Genomic DNA, 19027 nt, shown 5'->3' with positions numbered 1-19027 from the left:
TGCCATTACCTTTGAAATCTCTATAATACGCGCACAGCAATCTCATTAAACATTCTCAACATCTTTGATTCACCATTCACAAAATGCTGGACAGCCAGAACTATGTCTGAAAATATAGTAATAATGAGCCTGCTATGCTAAAGGCAGGACATATAATCAATTTATTAACTAAAAAATCACACAACGTTTTATGAAAACAAAAGAAGAATTAAAAAAATATTTCGAAAACGGAGATATTCCGGTACAGGAAGATTTCTGGGAGTGGCAGGAATCTTATTGGCATAAGGATGAAATGATTCCATTAAACCAAATTGCGGATGTTGATGCCGTAAGTGTCGGAGACTTGCTGGGCAATATAAAAACAGGAGGGGTCAGGGATTGGGTTCTGGGCTCTTACAAAGCTGGGGAAGTTGTCAGATATCTAAATATTTTATGGAAAGCTAAAATAGATATTACAAGTGCGGTTCCGGGTAATAATGCTAATTGGGAGATTTATTTTCCATTTCCTAAATCACCGGGTATTTTCACATCACATTCAACCACTTTAACAATTGATACTGTTACTAACACAGTTACATTAATTGGTACCTCAACAAATAAACTTATTACAAACCAAGGCGTATTTAATGTTAGGGCACAGACTGTTGACACCTCGGCAAATCCAACATATTATGCAATTGTCTATAATACATCAAGTACAAATGCAAGAGCGGTTACAGTCTATGATAATGCAGCAAGACCTTTGGGAATTAATGATTATGTTTTGTTTTATGTACTCAATCTAAATTCAACCTTACAGGAGGTTTTTGGAGCTAAAGGATATATGTTAATCAATACAACAGAAACAACCACTTACCCGATAAAGCCTGTAGCAACTGCTGACGTTTTATACAATAAAACATTTTCAACCTGGCATGAATCCAGAACATCAGATGAAAAATTCTGGCTTAGTAAAGCCATCTTAGATGCTGAATTTTATAATGTAAAAGACAGTGCGGTGGTTACATTATACGGACTAGGAAAAAATGTTACAACTACCAATTCATATCTTGGTTTTATTTATACAGAAAGAGCTAAGCCTGCACTGTTCTTGTATGCAGACGAATTTAATAATGCTTTCTCTGCACCTTATGATCCTTTATTGCACACAGGAGTTAAAACCTATTTTCTCAGGTCAGGAACAAAAAGGGAATCCAATACAACAATATATGGAAAAGTAACAATTGACTGGTCTCAGGTTCCTAATCAGAAAAGAGTCGTTGAAAGTAACTCGGGTGTTACCAATAATAGTAACCTAAGCAGGACGCTGTATAAAAAATCAGAAGTCTTTAATAATCCTTTAGGATTTGTAAAGTTTGCAAAGTCCCGCAGTTTCAATGATTATTATTCTGCTCCGGCATTAGACAGTTATGCAGGTCCGGATGGATCAGGCATTCCAAAAAAACCCTATGAGGACTGCAGAGAATGGTCATTAAAGTGGGATGAACTTATAACAAATGTACCTCCCGGATATTCAATTAGTAAGGAAACGCTTACAACTGATGTCCCTACAGATACCAATGCTGAAGGAAAGCTGCCAATTTATGGTTATACTTTTTTACCCGGAAAACTAACCGCTGGGGATCCTACCGGGAATAATGCTCAGACGTTACCACGAATTATTTTAAATTGTTCAATCCATGGTTTTGAAAAAACACCTTCATTTGTTACTTATGAGCTCATGAAACAAGTTCTGACGAATTGGAAATCTCATCCGTTTTTAGAATACCTAAGATTTAATGTTGAATTTGTTATTATTCCGTTTGCTAATCCGCACGGATGGAATGCCGGATCGGGTGCAGGAACGCGAAAGAATTTCAACTCAGTGGATTTAAACAGAAATTTTCCAACATTCTGGACAGGTGGAGGCACTACTCCTTCAGATTCTACATATCCTGGTCAAGCAACATTATCAGAAATTGAATCCCAGGCAATATATAGATACATGCAGGAAAAAATCACTCCAAACACAATACTGGGCATAGACTTTCACAATTTTCATGGTACTCCCCAGACAGATCCAAAAAATTACAATATGGCATGGGTTGTAAATCTTGGTTCTGAATTAGGTCAAAGTTCAGCTAATATTTTAATGAAAGAACTGTCAGCAAAATATAAGACTAAATCTTTACTAATTCCGCAATCTGATGATTATTGTATCGGACAGTCGAATAACTATAACGGCCCGGGCTTTAGTGGTTCTGCTATGAAATCTTTGGGAGCTCTTTATGCTTCAACGTTTGAAGTCTGTCAGAACTTCCGATTCAATCCCGCTTTTAAAAGCCACGACAGTGATGCTATTACTTTTGGCTTGGAAACATTTACCAACTATTTACGAATTTTTCTTGCTGAGCATTTAGAAGAATATAACAGGACAAAATAGAAAATAGTTTCTGTATTCAGTGATTTAGGCCTTGGAAATGCTGGCATTCCGTAAACCTAAAACTTATATAACCCTATATATAATAATTCATTTACTCTAGCTCTTGAGTTCACAAAAAAATAAACAAAATGCCAACAAATAATACATCAACAAAATCCGCATTTACCGTCGGAAAATCCTTAATAGGAGAAGGAATTATTAATTATAAACAAACAAACACTATGAACACAAACAATCCATCACAAACACTTTTCAGATTCGTAAGCTTAAGAAGCCCGCAATTACCCGATGAAGATAAGCAAAATAAAAAATTCATTACAATTCCGGATTCTTTAAAAAGTGACAATACATTTTATATACCTGTAGCTTCAGGAACAAGACCTAAACAGGAATTGTTGAAAGAAAGGGCTGCTGTTTTTGCACAGAATGCCAATTTTATTGCTGATATGGAAGCAATGAAACAAACCTATGGTATTGTGTACGATTATGCATTATGGCTTGCAAAAAATAAAAATACCTGTACTACCAATCAGTACATGATTAAATCTCATGAAGTAAAGACATCTCCTTTGTATGCTTTTCCTAATCTGATCAATTTATGGAACAATTTAATTTATCAGATTGCCACACAAAAAGATTTTTATCTGAAAGAAGCATTAATGCAGGTATTACTGGCAGCTCATACTCTTCAAACTGATCAGTCTGCCTTTAATAACGAAGAACTTATGGAACTTTTATCTGCACGAGTAGTTATTCCTAAAGAGCTTATGCTAGATTCTCCGGATGCCAACCCAATTGGTATTGCTTCAAAAATGGAGGAACAAGAATCGGGAGAAGTTACATCACCGTCCTCTTACATGGAAAAGCAGCAAAATATCCAGGAAGCCCAGGCTCTTCTTAAGAGATATGAAGTGTTAACCAAAGAGATGTCTCTTATTGAGAACAGCTATAAAAAAGAATATACACGAGAATATAAAGCCAGTGAAGAAAAACATAACGAATCCAACCAATCCATCCTTGACGAATATTATGCCCGCGTAGAAGAAGCAAGGAGAAAATATTGTGAGATCAGAAATCCTGAGTTGCCATATGATCCTGAAGACCCTTGTAACAAACCAGAAGAAATTCTCTATCCGAAGCTTCCGAAATTTGAATTCTCCTTCCGCCCTGAAGTTGATGCGAGAACTCTTGTAAGTGGATTGAAACCCGACAGTATTGATACAATATTATCCCTTTTAGAATATGATTTTTCAGAGACGGGTAAAGAAAGGATTGATGACTCATCACTAATTGATAGTTTGCTGGCAGGAAGAAATACGTTCAATGAATTAAAAGATATTATTTCCAATGCTACGGAGAGTGCTAATAAAGTTATTCTGGATAATATCATGGATAATTCTGAAAGCTATACAAGCATTGGCGGAGTCATTCTTCCTGTTTCAAGAGTAGAAACGATTCCTTTTACCTATCAGTTATGCCCAAGGCATATTTTAAGAAATACATGTCTGGACTTATCTATCGATGTTCCTGATGCTTCCTGGAATGTAGCAAGTATGAGCTATACTTTCTATACCAATGCAGGACCTATTTCCGGGACCTATTTTGAAAAAAGCCGTGTTGGTAATAAGATTTTCTTAAGTAAATTATTAGGAAGCGCAACAACAGACGGTGTATACATTTCTCAAACAGAGAACTTTACAATGGATGTTAAAATCACCTTTACCAATGGTAAGGTAACGACTTTCTTCCCAAGAATTATTTCAATGAAGTCCTGCTACACCTCATCTTTTGAGTTCGTAAATGAAATTAAAGATCCTGTGCAGGAACCTGATGATTCTTATATCCCTTCCGGATTTGGATTTAAGCAAATCGGTATTGCTGACTATCTTAAAGTTGAACAGACTACCCATGCTTATGTAGAAGGGGAAGTGGCTCATATTGAAAACGTAATGGCCCGTGAGTACCGTGAAAAAGCAACAAGAAGACTAAGAAGAAGCGAAAACACCAATACTACATCTTCAGATACGGAAAGAGAAAAACTTACAGACACCACTACTGCAACCAGATTTGAAATGCAGACTGAGATTGCCAAAATGTTGCAGGAATCCAGAGATGCCAATGTACAGGCACATTTTGATGCCACCTGGAAAACCGGAACAGGAGCAATGGGGGCAACAATAAGTACAGGAATTGCCGGTGGATATGCCACTCATTCTTCCAAAGAAGAAAGTACAAGACAAGCGCTTACCCAAGCTCAGGATATTACAGCAAGAGCATTAGACAGAGTGGTCACAAAAGTTCATGAGGAAAGAATTGAAAAGATCATTGAAGAGTTCGAAGAGAATAACAAACACGGCTTTGACAATACCAAAGGAGATAAGCATGTTGTAGGTGTTTTCCGTTGGGTAGACAAACTTATGAAAAACCAGATCTATAATTATGGCAAGCGTCTGATGTTCGAATTTATGATTCCTCAACCTGCTAAATTACATACGCTGGGAATGACATTGGACAATTCAGCAACGAAGAGTGATCTTGTAAAACCTGAAGACCCAAGAAAAGCAAGCTATCTGCCATTAGAAAATTATTCATCTTTAGGTAACGAAGCCGCATTAAAATATTGGATAAGTAAATACAATGCCGAAATTGATGAGAGACCTGCAGAATCCTTTGCTATAAGTAAATCATTCAGTGGACGTGATGGAAACTTCGGAGGAAAAGATGATGACAAGGTTCAGATTGTAAACGGAAACGGAGAAGTTGAAGTTCCGGAAGGTTATTTATTAAAAACTGTTGATTATACTTTCCAAACCTATCCACACAGCTTTAAAGGGGCTCACCAGGCTTTCATGACCATTGGAGGGCAAGGTACTTACTGGATTTCTTCACCGAACAGCACACAGGTGAGTGGAACAACAACAACCTTGAATATCAAAAATAAACTGGAATTTAGTTTTGCTACAGGAGAAAGCCCAATTATGCAAGGTACTCTGAAACTGAATTTAGAGCTTACTCCGGAAGCAAGAAATGCATGGCTTCAGAAAACATTCAAAGCCATTATTGACAGCTATGAAAAGGCTTTAGCAATTTACGAACAGAAAATAGCGGAAGAAAAAGCTACCGGTATCCAGATTAAAGGATCCAATCCAGGATTCTATCGTCAGATCGAGAATACGGTACTCCGTAAAAACTGTATCTCCTATATGATCAACAGATCAGCCAATTCTACCCATGGCTATGGTATGGCAGGGCTAACTACCGGAAGCACATTTACAGATTATGAAACAGACCTGTCATCAACACTGGATAAATATACAGCCTTCCTTAAGTTCATGGAACAGGCCTTCGAATGGGAAAACCTTTCTTATTATCTGTATCCTTACTATTGGGCTAATAAAACAGAATGGACTAATCTTTACCAGGCTGAAGATGTAGACCCATTATTCAGAGCATTCCTGCAAAGTGGTATGGCAAGAGTTGTTGCTACGGTACGCCCAGGATTTGAAGATGCTGTTCAGTTCTATATGGCAACAGGTAAAATCTGGAATGGAGGAGAAGTTCCTGTCATTGGAGATTCTCTTTATCTATCTATTGTAGATGAAATGAAACAGCCTAAAGGCATAAAACAAGGAAAAGCCTGGATTACCAGACTTCCAACTCCATTAAATATTCTTCAGGCTGAAAGCATCGGCTTAAAAGTAGCGCATGCTTTACCATTCAGTGCCGAAGATCCTAATGAGTTTGAAGTACCGGGAGAGGTGATTACGGAAAGTAACTTTGTGAAGGATAATTCTTTAATGGGAAACAAATCCAGCATAAAACAGATTCAATTCTCTCTGAAAGAATTAGATAATACAGGCTCGTATAATACCATTGGTGATCTTGACCAAGCAGGTGAGTTTCCTAGAAAATACGAATGTATGGGACAAAACATTGAGGTTGTAAGAGACGCAACATGGGCAAAAACAGATTCTCTAGTGAAGGTTTATGGAGCTTTAGCCTCCGGACTTTCAGGAATAGATGGCATTGAAGCTTTTGCCAATACAGAAAATGGAGTTACGATCCGAGTAGACATAGACAAAATCAAAAGTTTCAAATTTGTCAAACCTCCTTATACAGAAATGTCAGACACATTAGCCTTTACAACGGATGGAATTACTTTTCTAAAATTTGCTGATGATTTCTTCACCGGTTCATCCAACCGACTTTTTGATAAAGACGATAAGCTGGTTGATGTCCAAGAATATGCTGAAAAGCTTTCTCTATCAAGATTCCTGATTTAATCTAAAACAAAAAACCATGAGCCGAGTAAAACTCGAGGCTATTTGGCAGCACGATAAAGTGCTGCCTTATATCCTCACAACCTTAAAGGACAAGATTGATGATATTACTGCTGTAGAAAAGATATTTCTTTTCGGAAGCAGGGGGCGGATTCCTTTTGATGAATGGAATACGCTGGAAGGAAAAGACTGGGATGTTTTGGTACAGGCTAAATGCAAACTTAAAAATGCCCACACACTCCTTGATAAAGATTACTATCTGGATCTTCTCGTATTAGATGAAGAAACAATTCAGAAGCATTATTACAACAATAAGCTTACAATGATTTTTCCGGAAAATGAATTATCACCCATAAATTCTAAAACAAAAAAATAATGGCTGATTTTGAACAAATAATTGAATTTCTCAGACTCTATCGAAGATCTGAAGAAGCGGCAAAAAATGCACTACCTCCCACTGAAATTCTTTTAACAGCATTGGATGATGGTGTTGCCTATAATGTCAATAAAAATATTTTTGAAACAGATTTTAATAAATATAAGCGAATTTTTAGTATTCTGAATAGCCATAATGCTGAAGCTATTTATCTGCTGAAAACCAGTGGAAACAATAAATATTATGTAAAAACCATTTCTGGAAAGTATTTCAATCTTTTAGAGGAAACTACTGAAACTATACCTGATGATGAATCACTTATAGAATTTCCCTTAGAATTTGGGACTAGTTCCTACATTTATGATACCGTTAAAAATCTAGTGGCCATTTATTCTGAAAGTCTAAAGGCTGTAACCATTTTTCCAGACAATATATACTATGACCCCAATGGAAAATATCTGAAAGATTTAGAAAATGACACCTATACTTACGATTATACTGATCATGTGACAACTTTTGGAAAAATTATAAAAATATTATTTGAGAATGAACAATATTTATGGAATAATCCGGAAAAGAAGGTTCAGGTTCTGAAATCTGAAAAGGAAGGCAGAATGACTTTGATTCCCTTCCTTCAGATAGAATACGGGCTAAAGAATTTCATACTAAAATACAGATATTATGAAAAAGGATACAGACCAAAGTTCTTCCTATATGATGATGAATGCTCCATTATATTAAAATTTACAAGTATCGGCGGAATACTTGCTTTTTTAGACCAAACCCTGTTTAGTGAAGGGTTCTCCTTAGAAAAAGGAGATAACAGCAATCCCCAGAGAGATTCTTTCAGAGATCAGTTTATGAACCAGGTTATACATAAAATAGAAGACAGCATTAAAAGTAAAAGTACCCTTGCCTACTACGATGCCATGAAAACGCTGTTTTATTTACCAGAATCTGTAGCTGTAATGTTTAATGAAGACTTCCTATGGAAACTTATGGAAATGGCTGTAAGAAGGGATAGCCTTACAAATAAAAAAGATCTTGCGGAAGAAAACATTTTTATAAAACTTATAAAAATTATTCTGCAAAAAGAAGGACAGGAAATAAAACTCATGAATTGGTTCCTAGAGACAATAAAGGACGGAGACAAAAATATTTCCAAGTTTGAATTTATTTATGACAGGATCAATGGTGAAAATTTCATGGAATTTGCAAAACTGATCAGCCAGGTATGGAAAAAGTCAAGGTTCATATATCCGGATACAGAAAAAAATCCTGAATTTGCAACTACCGACGGACTTTTATTCCTTCCTTATGCCTCTGAAAAAGCTTTCGGGTTTTATTTCAGTAATGTAAGTATGTCTTTTGAGACCCATCAGCAAAAAGGAAGGCTGATAAAAACTTTATATGATACGGGAAAAACAGAAATTGAAATGAGGCCAGGTCTGAAGACTGATAATCTAGTGCCTACGCAGATTCCTATTATAGATCAGTTCTGGTATCATCCTTTTTATCCTATCTATCTTAAGGATATTGAAAATCAGGAAACAGAAATGAAGCTGGATTCTGTTGTCCCAGCCTTTATGTTGAAAGCCAATCGTGACAAACAGTTCTGGAGTAACGTCATTACAAGCGCAGAATATGTCGCAGATATTTTAACTACCGTTTCCGGAGTAGGAAACATTGGAAAATTCAGATATCTGGCAAAATTTGCAGCGAAAGCAGAGAAGCTTAGATTTGTAAGTAAAGCAGGAAGAGCCGTAGCGAATGTAAGAAAGGCCGTAGCAGCAACAGCAGCCGTAGTAGAAATTACCAGCGGTACAGTCAATACATTACTGAAACTTTCCGGAGCAAGAGATGCCTCATGGGGCAAATCATTATCTGAGTATTTATTTTGGCTGGAATTATTATCTTTATCCGGTGAACTTTCTGTAGCAATTCATAATGGATTGAGAAAAAGTGCTAAAGAAATTCTGGAGCATGAGGATGAAATAATAGGAGAAGCTTCCAAAGGAAAATATAATGTAGATGATCTTTTAGACGAATTATATGAAATTGTTGAAGAAAAAGTTCGTACTTTAAATATTGGAGATGATTTAGCTAGTATCGCAGAGGTCGACATTAAATCCGTTGCCAAAATTGCAGATAGAATCAGAAAAACAACAAAACTTAAAAACTTTGATATTCATATCGTTGACAGAAATAATGAAGAATTATTTGATTTATTTAAAGCTTGGCAAAATGAACCGAGAGTAGAAGGGGTTTTCATTCCTAGAAATGGAGTATACAGAAGATATGGTATTAAATTAAAAGGGCCTAGAATATATCTGTTTACCGGAAATACTTCTGATGGATTTATGAAAATCAAAGCTCATACATTGCAACATGAGGTATTCCACGTCGAGATGCACGCTAAACTTATCGAACAATTAGGATTGGAAAAATACCAGATGCTTATTGACAAAATACCAACTCACATAAAAGAGGAATATGTTGTCCACAGGTTTTTAGCAACAAAATCTAAAGCACTAGATATAAAAGAACTCGATATAGAGCTTGATAATATCAATAATAAATATCGTAAAAATGCGAATATAAGTGAACAATTAGATAAAGACTATCTTGCTGGAGAATGGAATTTAAAAAATGAGTTAAAAAAATTAAATATACATTATTAAAAATATGAAACCGACAAAAGAACAAATCATACAAATAGGATTAAAAGTAGTTGATGATGTCTTTAAAGAAGCTTATAATTTGCAAACGGCTTCAGCAACAAAAGATAAAGTAAAAGTATATTCATTAGGCAATGATGGATATTATGAACATGACGGATGGCATTTTAGTGTGAATAGTAAAGAAAAATATGATAATGAATATAAATCTTTTTTTATATACTTTTTAGATAGTGGTGTTCCTCTTCACATGACCTCTTTTTTAGGAGATGACAAACCGAGGTTTGTTTATGCTATAAAAGATAAAAATAATCAATACACTGTTGTTGATGAAGATACATATTTCAAACATCAAAATTTTGACTTTAAAAATTTTGTAAGGAAGAATTTTTAACACACTTCCAATAAGTTTTATATAACAAAACTTATCTACAAGATTAAACATGACATATTTTGTTGTATTAACCGCATATATTTGTCTCATAAAGCTTTACCATAAACGCATCACTGCTGCAACATAAAAATAAAAATTTTTATCTGGCAAATACGCCTTCATTATTAAAAGATTAAAAAGTTCTCCAACCATTCATAGCTGGAGAACTTTCTTTTAATTTCAAACTCTCTATTTTAATAAACTTCCCACAAAATTAAAACACGTCAAGTTTTGTCGTTTTCCCAAATTACTTTTGAAGCATAAACAAAGACACAACAAAAACCATTAAAATCTTAAAAACTCTTAGAATTCAGCATTTACAAAATGCTGAACAGCCATAACTATGTCTGAGAATCTAAAGATTGAAACATAGTCAGTTTTAAAAAACTGAGCCTCAATAACTTAACCATTTAATACAAAAATCACCAAATTTTATTATGAAAACAAAAGAAGAATTAAAAAAATATTTTGAAAACGGGGATATTCCAGTACAGGAAGAATTCTGGGAATGGCAGGATTCTTACTGGCATAAAAACGATTTGATTCCAATAAACCAAATTCAAAATAGTGGCCAAATTATACAGCAAAACAGCAGTTTCAATGATTATATGAACCCAACCCTGGAAGTTGGAGCACTGGCAATTTCCGGGTCTGTCGGGTTTCCCACAGGATCGACTATAAGAGGAAGGACGGATTCTTTTTTAGATATCGTCTATGCCAACCAAATTGAACTTCTGGGTGATATGTTATTGCAAACTATTTTCTATTATTCCGATACGAATGTTTTTATTTCAAAACAGGATATAAATGCAAAAACATTTACGCCAACCATCCCTGCAACAGCAAAGAAATGGAAAGTTTCCCTGCATCATATTGACAAAACGCAAACAGTTACCCAGCCCGAATTAAATGCAATTAAGATTAATTGTTACTCATCTAAGTCAATCACATTTAATGATATTGTAGAAAATGCAAAAGCTTCTATAAAAGTCATATCAGAATACAATAATTTAGAAATTAATTTAGGAGAGAATATTCCTACAGAAATCGGCAGGATAGCAGTAAATAATGGTTTCAATTCTACCTCTGACACAGGGATAAGAACTGCTTTAATTCCGGTAGTTTCCGGTAAATATTTGATTAGCCAGAAATCAGGATATAAAATTTCCCGTGTTGTTTTCTATAAGGATGGAATATTTGCCAACCAGAATGTTACGACCAATGACTTTTCAGTAGATAATTTGACCTCTAATCAGGTGAGAATAGTTTTTGAAAAGAATACTCCAACAGAAATCGTTACCGAGCAGGACCGTCTTGATTTCACATATATTTTAAAGAATATCAGTGCCAGTAAGTATGATCAGTTATTAAATGAAAGTAAAAAAAGCAAGCCTCTGCCATCTACGATTTATACGATCAACGAACAGGTTGCCATCTTAAATACCAATGATACCGACATCAATTTTGATTTAGCTAATCGTAAAATCATAATTTCCGGGGGAGCAATCATTGATACAGGAAACACAACTGTGGGAAGAATTAGCCTGCCCATCTCAACTGCGGGTATAGATTTGCCTTCTGCTATAACGGCCGGTGTTGTATTGTATAATAAAACAAACAATACAATCATTGTTCAAAGCCAGACATCTGCTCCTTTGTTAAACCATTTGATTTTATTTACTTACCGGTATAGCGGTGCTTTCACTACTTTTTACGTCACCGGCCTGAAAAATTATTCTGTAAACGGAGTTCCCGTATCTCAAAAGGACACACGGCAAATGAATAAATTTGCAGTCGACAATTTCGGAATTAAATATTGGAGTGCTCCTGTTTATCCTGCCTTCAATCCTTTAACTCTTACATCAGATGTTCTTTATCCAATGTATGATCGTGTAATAGCACCCTTCTCAAATAATGTCACTAAAACAGTCATAGGCCAGACAGAAGGTCCGGCACCTTATGATATTTTGCGAATTGATATTTCATTTAATAGAAAAATGCCACCAACACAAAGGCGCAGAAAGCCTCGTATATTCGTATGTGCTGGCACCCATGGAGGCGAAAAGCTAAGTGTTTACACAACCTATTTATTTTTTAAACTGTTGCTTGAAAATCCTAATAAGGATGAGATGATAGATGCTTTACGTACTAACTATGACTGGACATTGATTCCTCTGGTTAATCCATATGCGTTGAATGTTGGAAATGTGAGTGGTACAGAATCGGTAAGATGGAATCATAACGGTGTGGATATTAACAGAAATTTTGATTATCGCTGGGCAGAATATGCAGATGGTGGCGCTGGCTCACAATCCTATAAAGGAACTGCACCATTTAGCGAAAAAGAATCACAATTGGTAAGGGATACTTTCAATGCTATTAAAACAGACACTGTATTATTTATTGACTGTCATAATTTTGGATCAGGAGTAAATATTGATTATCGGGCTGTCTGGTTTGCATCATCATTTAATACTGTTCAGAATGCCATCTATTCATTATGTGACAGATTAGATGCTGAAATAAGAAAACGATATAGTTATTTAGCGGATAAAGATCTGCTTGCTTTTTCAGATATTGATGGCAGCTCTCCGATGTCTCAGGCCTGGATGGGGAATCAGCAGGTAGTAGCAATGACAATGGAGACTGATCAGAGTGATTATTACAATCCAACAGATCCAACATCCTTTAACAATAATGTCATTACAAGAAGTATAGAAACCTACGTAAATACATTTTATTCAATGGGTAAATATGCTGTTGATTTTTATAACAACAGAATGTACTAATCGATATCATATCAATACATAATTTTAAAGTTCAAAAACTAATAACCATTAATATAAATATCGGGAGTATTCCAACCTGAGTATTCTTAAGAATATTATCCCATAAATTTCCAACAAAAAATAAAACACGACACGTTTTGTCGCATTAACCGCATATATTTGTCTTATAAAACTTTACCCTGAAACGCAGTTCTGCTGCACCCTAAAAATAGAGAAATGAAGAAAGATTTTTATTTGACAAGATATGCCTTAATTATAAAAAGATTAGAAAGTTCTCCGGCTACCTATTCCCAACTGGAGGACTATCTTTTAAACTCTTTTGAATTCCAGGACGCAGGAATAAAGAGCTACTCTATCCGTACCCTGCAGAGGGATATCCGGGAGATTTCCGATCTTTTCAATCTTTCTATTCACAACAAGAAAAAGGGTGACAACCGATATTATATTGAGAGCCGCCCGATCATGGAAGTGGATGAATACAACCAAAAACTGCTGGAGTCTTTTCAGGTAAGCAACGCTCTGAATCTTCACCCTGATTTTTCAGATTTTATCTTTTTTGAAAGCCGTAAGCCAACCGGTGTGGAACATTTTTATGATCTGTTCTTTGCCATCCGAAATAAAAGAGTTGTAAGCTTTGAACACTACAATTACAAAAACAAACTGATGACCTCCAGAAAGGTTCATCCTTTAGCCTTAAAAGAATCCAAGGACCGATGGTATCTTATTGCTATTGATACAAAAGATAAAGTTTTAAAATCCTTCGGGCTTGACAGAATCAACTATCTTGATGTAGCTAAAAATCAATTTAGAGAGAAGTACAAATATAATTTCAGGGAGCATTTTAAAAATGCATTCGGAGTCATGAATCTGACGGAACAGAAACCGCAGAATATTGTATTAAAATGCAGCCGTCATCAGGGAGAATATATCAGAAGCTTCCCCCTTCATCAATCACAGAAAGAGACCAAAGAAACTCCTGAAGAAATTTACTTTGAGTTCTTCCTCCACCCTACTTATGACTTTATGCAGGAAATTCTTTCTTACGGAAAAGAAGTTACTGTTCTGGAACCTAAAGGTTTAGTTGATGATATCCGTAATCATTTGCAGGAATCTTTGAACCGTTATCTTGAAAGCTGATCATAAAAAATATATTTCATATTTTTTGTTATATTTACATAAATATACCCTTATTGAAAACTTTATTTGTTGGCATCAGCTGCTTTATCTCCACCTTTTTTCTGGCACAGCAGAAAGAAGAATTCCGGCTTGTAAAGAGCTATTACAACCAGCACAGAAATATGCTGAATAAAGAATTCAAAAAAAAGTTTGATGCTGAATCCAATACGGATAAAAAGATGGCAATAAAAGGAGATTTTCTCTTTTTCATGAAAAAAATGGACAGCATTGAAAACAATGCCCTGATTGGAGCCTTATTAAAAGTAAGAAACCTGGAAGACCTCCAAACTCTCAAAAATCCTAAATTAACCTCAACTAAAAAATTTTCAGATGCAGAAAAGATTGCAGATTATCCCGGAGGACTTAATTCTTTGAGACAGGAAGTTGCTAATCTTCTATACGTTGATGGCGTCTATTCCGTAGAAAAAATGATAAAAACAGACGTTGATTTTATTGTAGAAAAAGATGGCACCGTCAGCAATGTTCATGCACAGGGTGATAATTTCACTTTCAACAGGCAGGCAGAAATTGCATTATATTCTCTGGCCGAAAAATTTTCTCCCGCAATGATAAAAGGTGATCCTACAACCTACCGTTTTAAACTTCCTTTGACCTTAACGATAAACGACTAAATGTTTACAGACGAATACTACATGAAAATGGCCCTGCTAGAAGCAGAAGTCGCTTTGGAAAAAGATGAGGTTCCTATTGGATGTGTTGTGGTTTCCAATAACCGGATCATTGCAAGAGCCCACAATCTTACTGAAACATTGAATGATGTTACCGCTCATGCAGAAATGCAGGCTATTACCTCAGCGGCAAATTTCCTTGGAGGGAAATACTTAAAAGACTGTACTCTTTATGTAACAATGGAACCTTGTGTAATGTGCTCAGGTGCACTTTCCTGGTCTCAGATCTCAAAAGTAGTGATTGGTGCGCGGGATGAACAAAGGGGTTTTATCAATAAACATCTTTCTCTGCACCCGAAAACAGAAATTATTACAGGCATCATGGAAACCGAATGCTCTTCTATTGTTAAAGATTTTTTTAAAAGTAAAAGATAAACCTTTGTTAAAGCATATTTCTTCATCAAATTATAAAATTCAGTAAAATATATTCAATGAATTGAATAATTAGTTATATTTGACTACAACTAATATAAAATACCATGAAAAAATTAACAAGAAAAGAAACTGCAAAAATTAATGGAGGTATCCGTCCGGATCAATGTTTTTATATTGATGACAACGGCGCAAGAAAAGTAGGATGCAAAAATTTCCCTTTCCAAGATGATAGTGGAGTTTGGGTATATCCATTAAAAGAATGCGACGCATGTCTTGGCGGACTTTAAAATAGTTCATAAAATAATAGTAGATAAAAAGCCAGAGAATATGATATTCTCTGGCTTTTGTTTTATAGAATCAGTAATGCATTGATATTCATCGAGATCAGTCTTTAAAAATAGCATACCTCACGATATCAAAGTATTCTCCGTCTTTCCTTATTTCCTGTTTCAGAACAGCCTCCTGTTCCATTCCTATTTTCTCCATTATTCTTCCGGAAGCCGGATTGTGAAGAAAGTGTGTCGCAAAAATTTTATTGAACCCCATTTTTTTAAAACCAAAATCTAAAATCGCTTTTGCAGCTTCGGTCACCAGTCCTTTATTCCAGTAAAGAATTCCTATCCAGTATCCCAGCTCTGCCTTATCATCATCCCTGTCATGCAGCCCGATAGCACCCATGATATGCCCTTCTTTATTCCGGATGGCAAAAGTATATCCTGTTTGATGATCAAAAGCTTCTTTTGACATTTTCAGCCATGATCTGGCATCATTTTCAACATAAGGATAAGGAATATTAGAGGTAAGATCAGAAAAAATCCTATGCTGAAGATATTCAATAATAAAAGGAACATCTTTTTCTTCCAGTTGTGAAAGAATAAGTCTTTCCGTTTCTATGACAGGAAATTTTTCCATTGTATTAAAATTAGAATTGAGGGTTAGGGTATAATTTAAGCTGAAATTAGTCTTAATCTTTCATTATAAATCTTTCCCCAGGAAATAAAGACCTTTCAATGTATGAAGTCTGTCCATCACATGAATCTTATCTGTAAGAGGTTTGTAAATATGGGAAACACCACCTGTTGCCACTACAAAGCAGTCATCGTTCACCTCTTCATTGATACGGTTGATAAAACCTTCTACCATTCCCAGGAAACCATATACCATTCCGCTTTGCATACAGGTTACCGTATCCAGTCCCAAAACAGACTTCGGTTTTTTCAGTTCAATGTCCGGAAGCTGTGCAGTCTGATTGATCAATGAATTCAGTGAGGTAACAATTCCCGGAGCAATAATCACACCTAGCGTCTCTCCCGTTTCCGTTACACAACTTGCCGTAAGTGCGGTTCCGAAATCAATGACAATTTTCTTTCTGTTTGGATACAAATTGTGTGCTGCTACAAGGTTGGCATAGATATCTGTTCCCATCTGTTTAGATTTTGCCTGAACGCCTGAAGGGGTTGATCTATCAACAATTACAGGAGTAGTCCCGTGAATCTTTTTGATCCCGGAGCTCATTACTTTGGTGAGCTGAGGTACCACAGATCCGATAATTACCTTATCAATCTCCTGTGGATCAATTTTATAGGTCTGATAAAGCATCAGCATCTGTACATAAAGTTCATCTGCCGTTCTGTAAGGTTTTGTATTGATCACCCATGAAATATCACAATTATCACCATTGAAAAGACCAAATCTGATATTGCTGTTTCCTACGTTTATTACAATTGAATTCATTGACATATTTTTCAGAAGAAATTCGTGATTTATAATTGAAATTCCTGCTTGATTTTGAGGGATTAAATTTAATCATTTTTATAAAAACAAGCCCTGAATCTCCTATAAATTAAGTCTATCTTAAAAATATATCCACATCAACATTTCCCGGCCAGTCTTTTCTTTAAAAGAAACGGCGCGGAAATAAAATTTCCGCGCCGTTTATAATATTATTTTGTATTCATTATTTTACTTCCACAAAATTATTCTCCATGTTTACATCTGCAATTCTCTGACTGAAATCAATTCCCAAGACAGACAACTGAGATTTGGTATAAGGAATAGTAAGGGTATATTCTTTTTGGGTCCAAGGCCAGTAAGGCACTGTTTTAAGATCACCATAAATATCCTTTTGCTTCCATGTATGAGTCATATTCAACGGAATCTGATAAGTAACGATTTTTTTATCCGTTGTCATCACTCCAAAATCTATCGGCATTGGAACCTGACCATTGTTGATTAAAGTAATGGTTGTAGATTTCGCATCATATTTTACATCTTTAATGCCGTAATCAATCGTCTTTGTTGTATTGATCCAATAATTATGGAACCATTTCAGATCCATCCCGGAAACTTTCTGTGCAATGTGAAGGAAATCCCTGTCTGAAGGATGCTTCATGCTCCATTGATCATAATATTGCTTCAGGGTTTCTGCAAGGTTTTGTTCTCCCATAATGTATCCAAGCTGCACCAGGTATAATTCACCTTTTACGTAAGATGCATAAGTATAAGCTGTACCGTTATCATGGTGATCCCCTAACCAAACTGCAGGTTCTTCGATTCCTTTTTTAATAAAGTTTCTGTAAGCATCAAGTGTTTTGGCAAATGGATTCGGCAGATCTTCAGGAAATAACTGATACATGGTATATCCTTCCGCATAGCTTGTAAAACCTTCATCCATCCATGGACGTACAGATTCATTGGTAGCCAGCATCTGCTGATACCATGAGTGAGATCCTTCGTGAGCCATTAAGCCCATTAAATCTTTAATGCTTTTCGCTTCACCTAAAATCATGGTACACATTCCGTATTCCATTCCGCCGTCTCCTCCCTGAATGAATGCATAGGTAGGATATACATATTTTCCAAAGTGACCGTTCATGATCTGGAAATATTTGGTAATATAAGGCTGCGCTTCACCCCATGCTTTTGTTTTATCGTTTTTCTGATAAACCAAGTATACTTTCGGACCTTCCGGAACATTGAAGCTTTCTACAGAATAATCTCTGTCTGCACTCCAAGCAAAATCAAGAATGTTTTTCGCTGTCCATCTCCAGGTTGCCTTTTTATCTTTTTCAGTTTTTATTTTAGCATTGGCATCATAACCTTTTACTTCTGTTGGGTTTTCAAGAATACCTCCTGCTCCTACAACATAATCTTTATTGATTTTAATGGTAACATCAAAGTCTGAGAATGGAGCGTGGAATTCTCTTCCCAGATAGTCAAAAGTTGCCCAGCCGTCGTAATCGTACTCTGCAATTTTCGGATACCATTGGGTCATCGTCATATCTACTCCTTCCCTGTTATTTCTACCACTTCTTCTGATCTGCTGAGGAATCACAGAATCCCAGTCCATCGTAAAGGTAGTAGTGGAGTTTGGTTTAATAGGCTCTGCCAGATAAACTTTCATAATGGTTTCCTGAACTTCAAATTTCAGATCTTTCCCATTTTGTTTTATCCAGTGGATATTCTGAACTCCTTCCTGATCTTTTGGAATGGAAGCCAGCCTTGAAATACCGTCTTTCTGCAACCTTCCATCACCATTCTTGCCTTGGGAAGCCACTCTTTGGTCCATCATGGAATTAGGTTTGAAAGCGTTCCAATATAGATGGAAATACACTACATTCAGCTCATCCGGAGAGTTGTTGGTGTATTCTAAAGTCTGTTTTCCCTGATAGGTAAATTTTTCAGCATTGACATCAATATCCATCTTGTACTTCGCAGCCTGCTGATAATAAGCTCCTTGCTGAGCCTGAAATTGTGAAATGATAAACGCAAAAATGATTGCAGCCGATTTTCTCATTTAAAATTTTATT

At 35.8% G+C, this 19027-nt stretch carries 13 protein-coding genes; 10 read left to right on the top strand and 3 right to left on the bottom strand.

Annotated features, from left to right (window positions below; genetic code table 11):
- Positions 1-190 precede the first annotated feature (190 nt).
- From DYR29_RS16365 to DYR29_RS16320, 10 genes are all read left to right on the top strand, one after another.
- The gene (locus tag DYR29_RS16365) at positions 191-2422 is read left to right on the top strand and encodes a M14 family metallopeptidase (RefSeq protein WP_213277704.1); all 2232 of its coding nucleotides are present in this window, start codon (positions 191-193) and stop codon (positions 2420-2422) included.
- 128 nt (positions 2423-2550) lie between these two features.
- Positions 2551-6705 carry a hypothetical protein gene (locus DYR29_RS16360; protein ID WP_213277703.1) on the top strand — a complete coding sequence of 1385 codons (4155 nt, stop codon included), beginning with the start codon at positions 2551-2553 and terminating at the stop codon, positions 6703-6705.
- Positions 6706-6721: 16 nt separating this feature from the next.
- Positions 6722-7078 carry a hypothetical protein gene (locus DYR29_RS16355; RefSeq protein ID WP_213277702.1) on the top strand — a complete coding sequence of 119 codons (357 nt, stop codon included), beginning with the start codon at positions 6722-6724 and terminating at the stop codon, positions 7076-7078.
- On the top strand, positions 7078-9759 hold the full coding sequence (locus tag DYR29_RS16350; RefSeq protein WP_213277701.1) for a hypothetical protein: 2682 nt from the start codon (positions 7078-7080) through the stop codon (positions 9757-9759). The genes DYR29_RS16355 and DYR29_RS16350 overlap by 1 nt, the downstream gene beginning before the upstream one ends.
- A 4-nt stretch (positions 9760-9763) precedes the next feature.
- Positions 9764-10150 (top strand): hypothetical protein, encoded by a 387-nt coding sequence (locus tag DYR29_RS16345; protein ID WP_213277700.1) that lies wholly within the window; start codon positions 9764-9766, stop codon positions 10148-10150.
- Positions 10151-10626: 476 nt separating this feature from the next.
- Positions 10627-12978, top strand: coding sequence for a M14 family metallopeptidase (locus DYR29_RS16340; protein WP_213277699.1), 2352 nt, complete (start codon positions 10627-10629; stop codon positions 12976-12978).
- Positions 12979-13194: 216 nt separating this feature from the next.
- Positions 13195-14115 (top strand): helix-turn-helix transcriptional regulator, encoded by a 921-nt coding sequence (locus tag DYR29_RS16335; RefSeq protein WP_047422207.1) that lies wholly within the window; start codon positions 13195-13197, stop codon positions 14113-14115.
- Positions 14116-14168: 53 nt separating this feature from the next.
- The gene (locus DYR29_RS16330) at positions 14169-14786 is read left to right on the top strand and encodes a hypothetical protein (RefSeq protein WP_249413520.1); all 618 of its coding nucleotides are present in this window, start codon (positions 14169-14171) and stop codon (positions 14784-14786) included.
- Positions 14787-15218: a nucleoside deaminase gene (locus DYR29_RS16325; protein WP_213277698.1), complete on the top strand. Its 432-nt coding sequence runs from the start codon at positions 14787-14789 to the stop codon at positions 15216-15218.
- Between the two features lie 104 nt (positions 15219-15322).
- Positions 15323-15505 carry a hypothetical protein gene (locus DYR29_RS16320; protein WP_142717296.1) on the top strand — a complete coding sequence of 61 codons (183 nt, stop codon included), beginning with the start codon at positions 15323-15325 and terminating at the stop codon, positions 15503-15505.
- A 97-nt stretch (positions 15506-15602) separates the two neighbouring features.
- Here DYR29_RS16320 and DYR29_RS16315 read toward each other — a convergent pair whose 3' ends face one another.
- The 3 genes from DYR29_RS16315 to DYR29_RS16305 all read right to left on the bottom strand — a co-directional run bounded on the left by DYR29_RS16315 (position 15603) and on the right by DYR29_RS16305 (position 19014).
- On the bottom strand, positions 15603-16130 hold the full coding sequence (locus DYR29_RS16315) for a GNAT family N-acetyltransferase (protein ID WP_213277697.1): 528 nt from the start codon (positions 16128-16130) through the stop codon (positions 15603-15605).
- A 63-nt stretch (positions 16131-16193) separates the two neighbouring features.
- Positions 16194-16952: a type III pantothenate kinase gene (locus DYR29_RS16310; protein WP_213277696.1), complete on the bottom strand. Its 759-nt coding sequence runs from the start codon at positions 16950-16952 to the stop codon at positions 16194-16196.
- A gap of 223 nt (positions 16953-17175) precedes the next feature.
- Complete coding sequence (locus DYR29_RS16305; protein WP_213277695.1) at positions 17176-19014, bottom strand: M1 family metallopeptidase; 1839 nt, start codon at positions 19012-19014, stop codon at positions 17176-17178.
- Between the last annotated feature and the right edge of the window lie 13 nt (positions 19015-19027).

The sequence above is a fragment of the Chryseobacterium indologenes genome, from assembly GCF_018362995.1.
GTDB lineage: Bacteria > Bacteroidota > Bacteroidia > Flavobacteriales > Weeksellaceae > Chryseobacterium > Chryseobacterium indologenes_G.
This window is presented reverse-complemented; position numbering and strand designations above follow the sequence as displayed.

Coding starts and splice junctions, on each gene's coding strand:
- DYR29_RS16365 (WP_213277704.1), top strand. CDS start 191: ATGAAAACAAAAGAAGAATTAAAAAAATATTTCGAAAACGGAGATATT.
- DYR29_RS16360 (WP_213277703.1), top strand. CDS start 2,551: ATGCCAACAAATAATACATCAACAAAATCCGCATTTACCGTCGGAAAA.
- DYR29_RS16355 (WP_213277702.1), top strand. CDS start 6,722: ATGAGCCGAGTAAAACTCGAGGCTATTTGGCAGCACGATAAAGTGCTG.
- DYR29_RS16350 (WP_213277701.1), top strand. CDS start 7,078: ATGGCTGATTTTGAACAAATAATTGAATTTCTCAGACTCTATCGAAGA.
- DYR29_RS16345 (WP_213277700.1), top strand. CDS start 9,764: ATGAAACCGACAAAAGAACAAATCATACAAATAGGATTAAAAGTAGTT.
- DYR29_RS16340 (WP_213277699.1), top strand. CDS start 10,627: ATGAAAACAAAAGAAGAATTAAAAAAATATTTTGAAAACGGGGATATT.
- DYR29_RS16335 (WP_047422207.1), top strand. CDS start 13,195: ATGAAGAAAGATTTTTATTTGACAAGATATGCCTTAATTATAAAAAGA.
- DYR29_RS16325 (WP_213277698.1), top strand. CDS start 14,787: ATGTTTACAGACGAATACTACATGAAAATGGCCCTGCTAGAAGCAGAA.
- DYR29_RS16320 (WP_142717296.1), top strand. CDS start 15,323: ATGAAAAAATTAACAAGAAAAGAAACTGCAAAAATTAATGGAGGTATC.
- DYR29_RS16315 (WP_213277697.1), bottom strand. CDS start 16,130: ATGGAAAAATTTCCTGTCATAGAAACGGAAAGACTTATTCTTTCACAA.
- DYR29_RS16310 (WP_213277696.1), bottom strand. CDS start 16,952: ATGAATTCAATTGTAATAAACGTAGGAAACAGCAATATCAGATTTGGT.
- DYR29_RS16305 (WP_213277695.1), bottom strand. CDS start 19,014: ATGAGAAAATCGGCTGCAATCATTTTTGCGTTTATCATTTCACAATTT.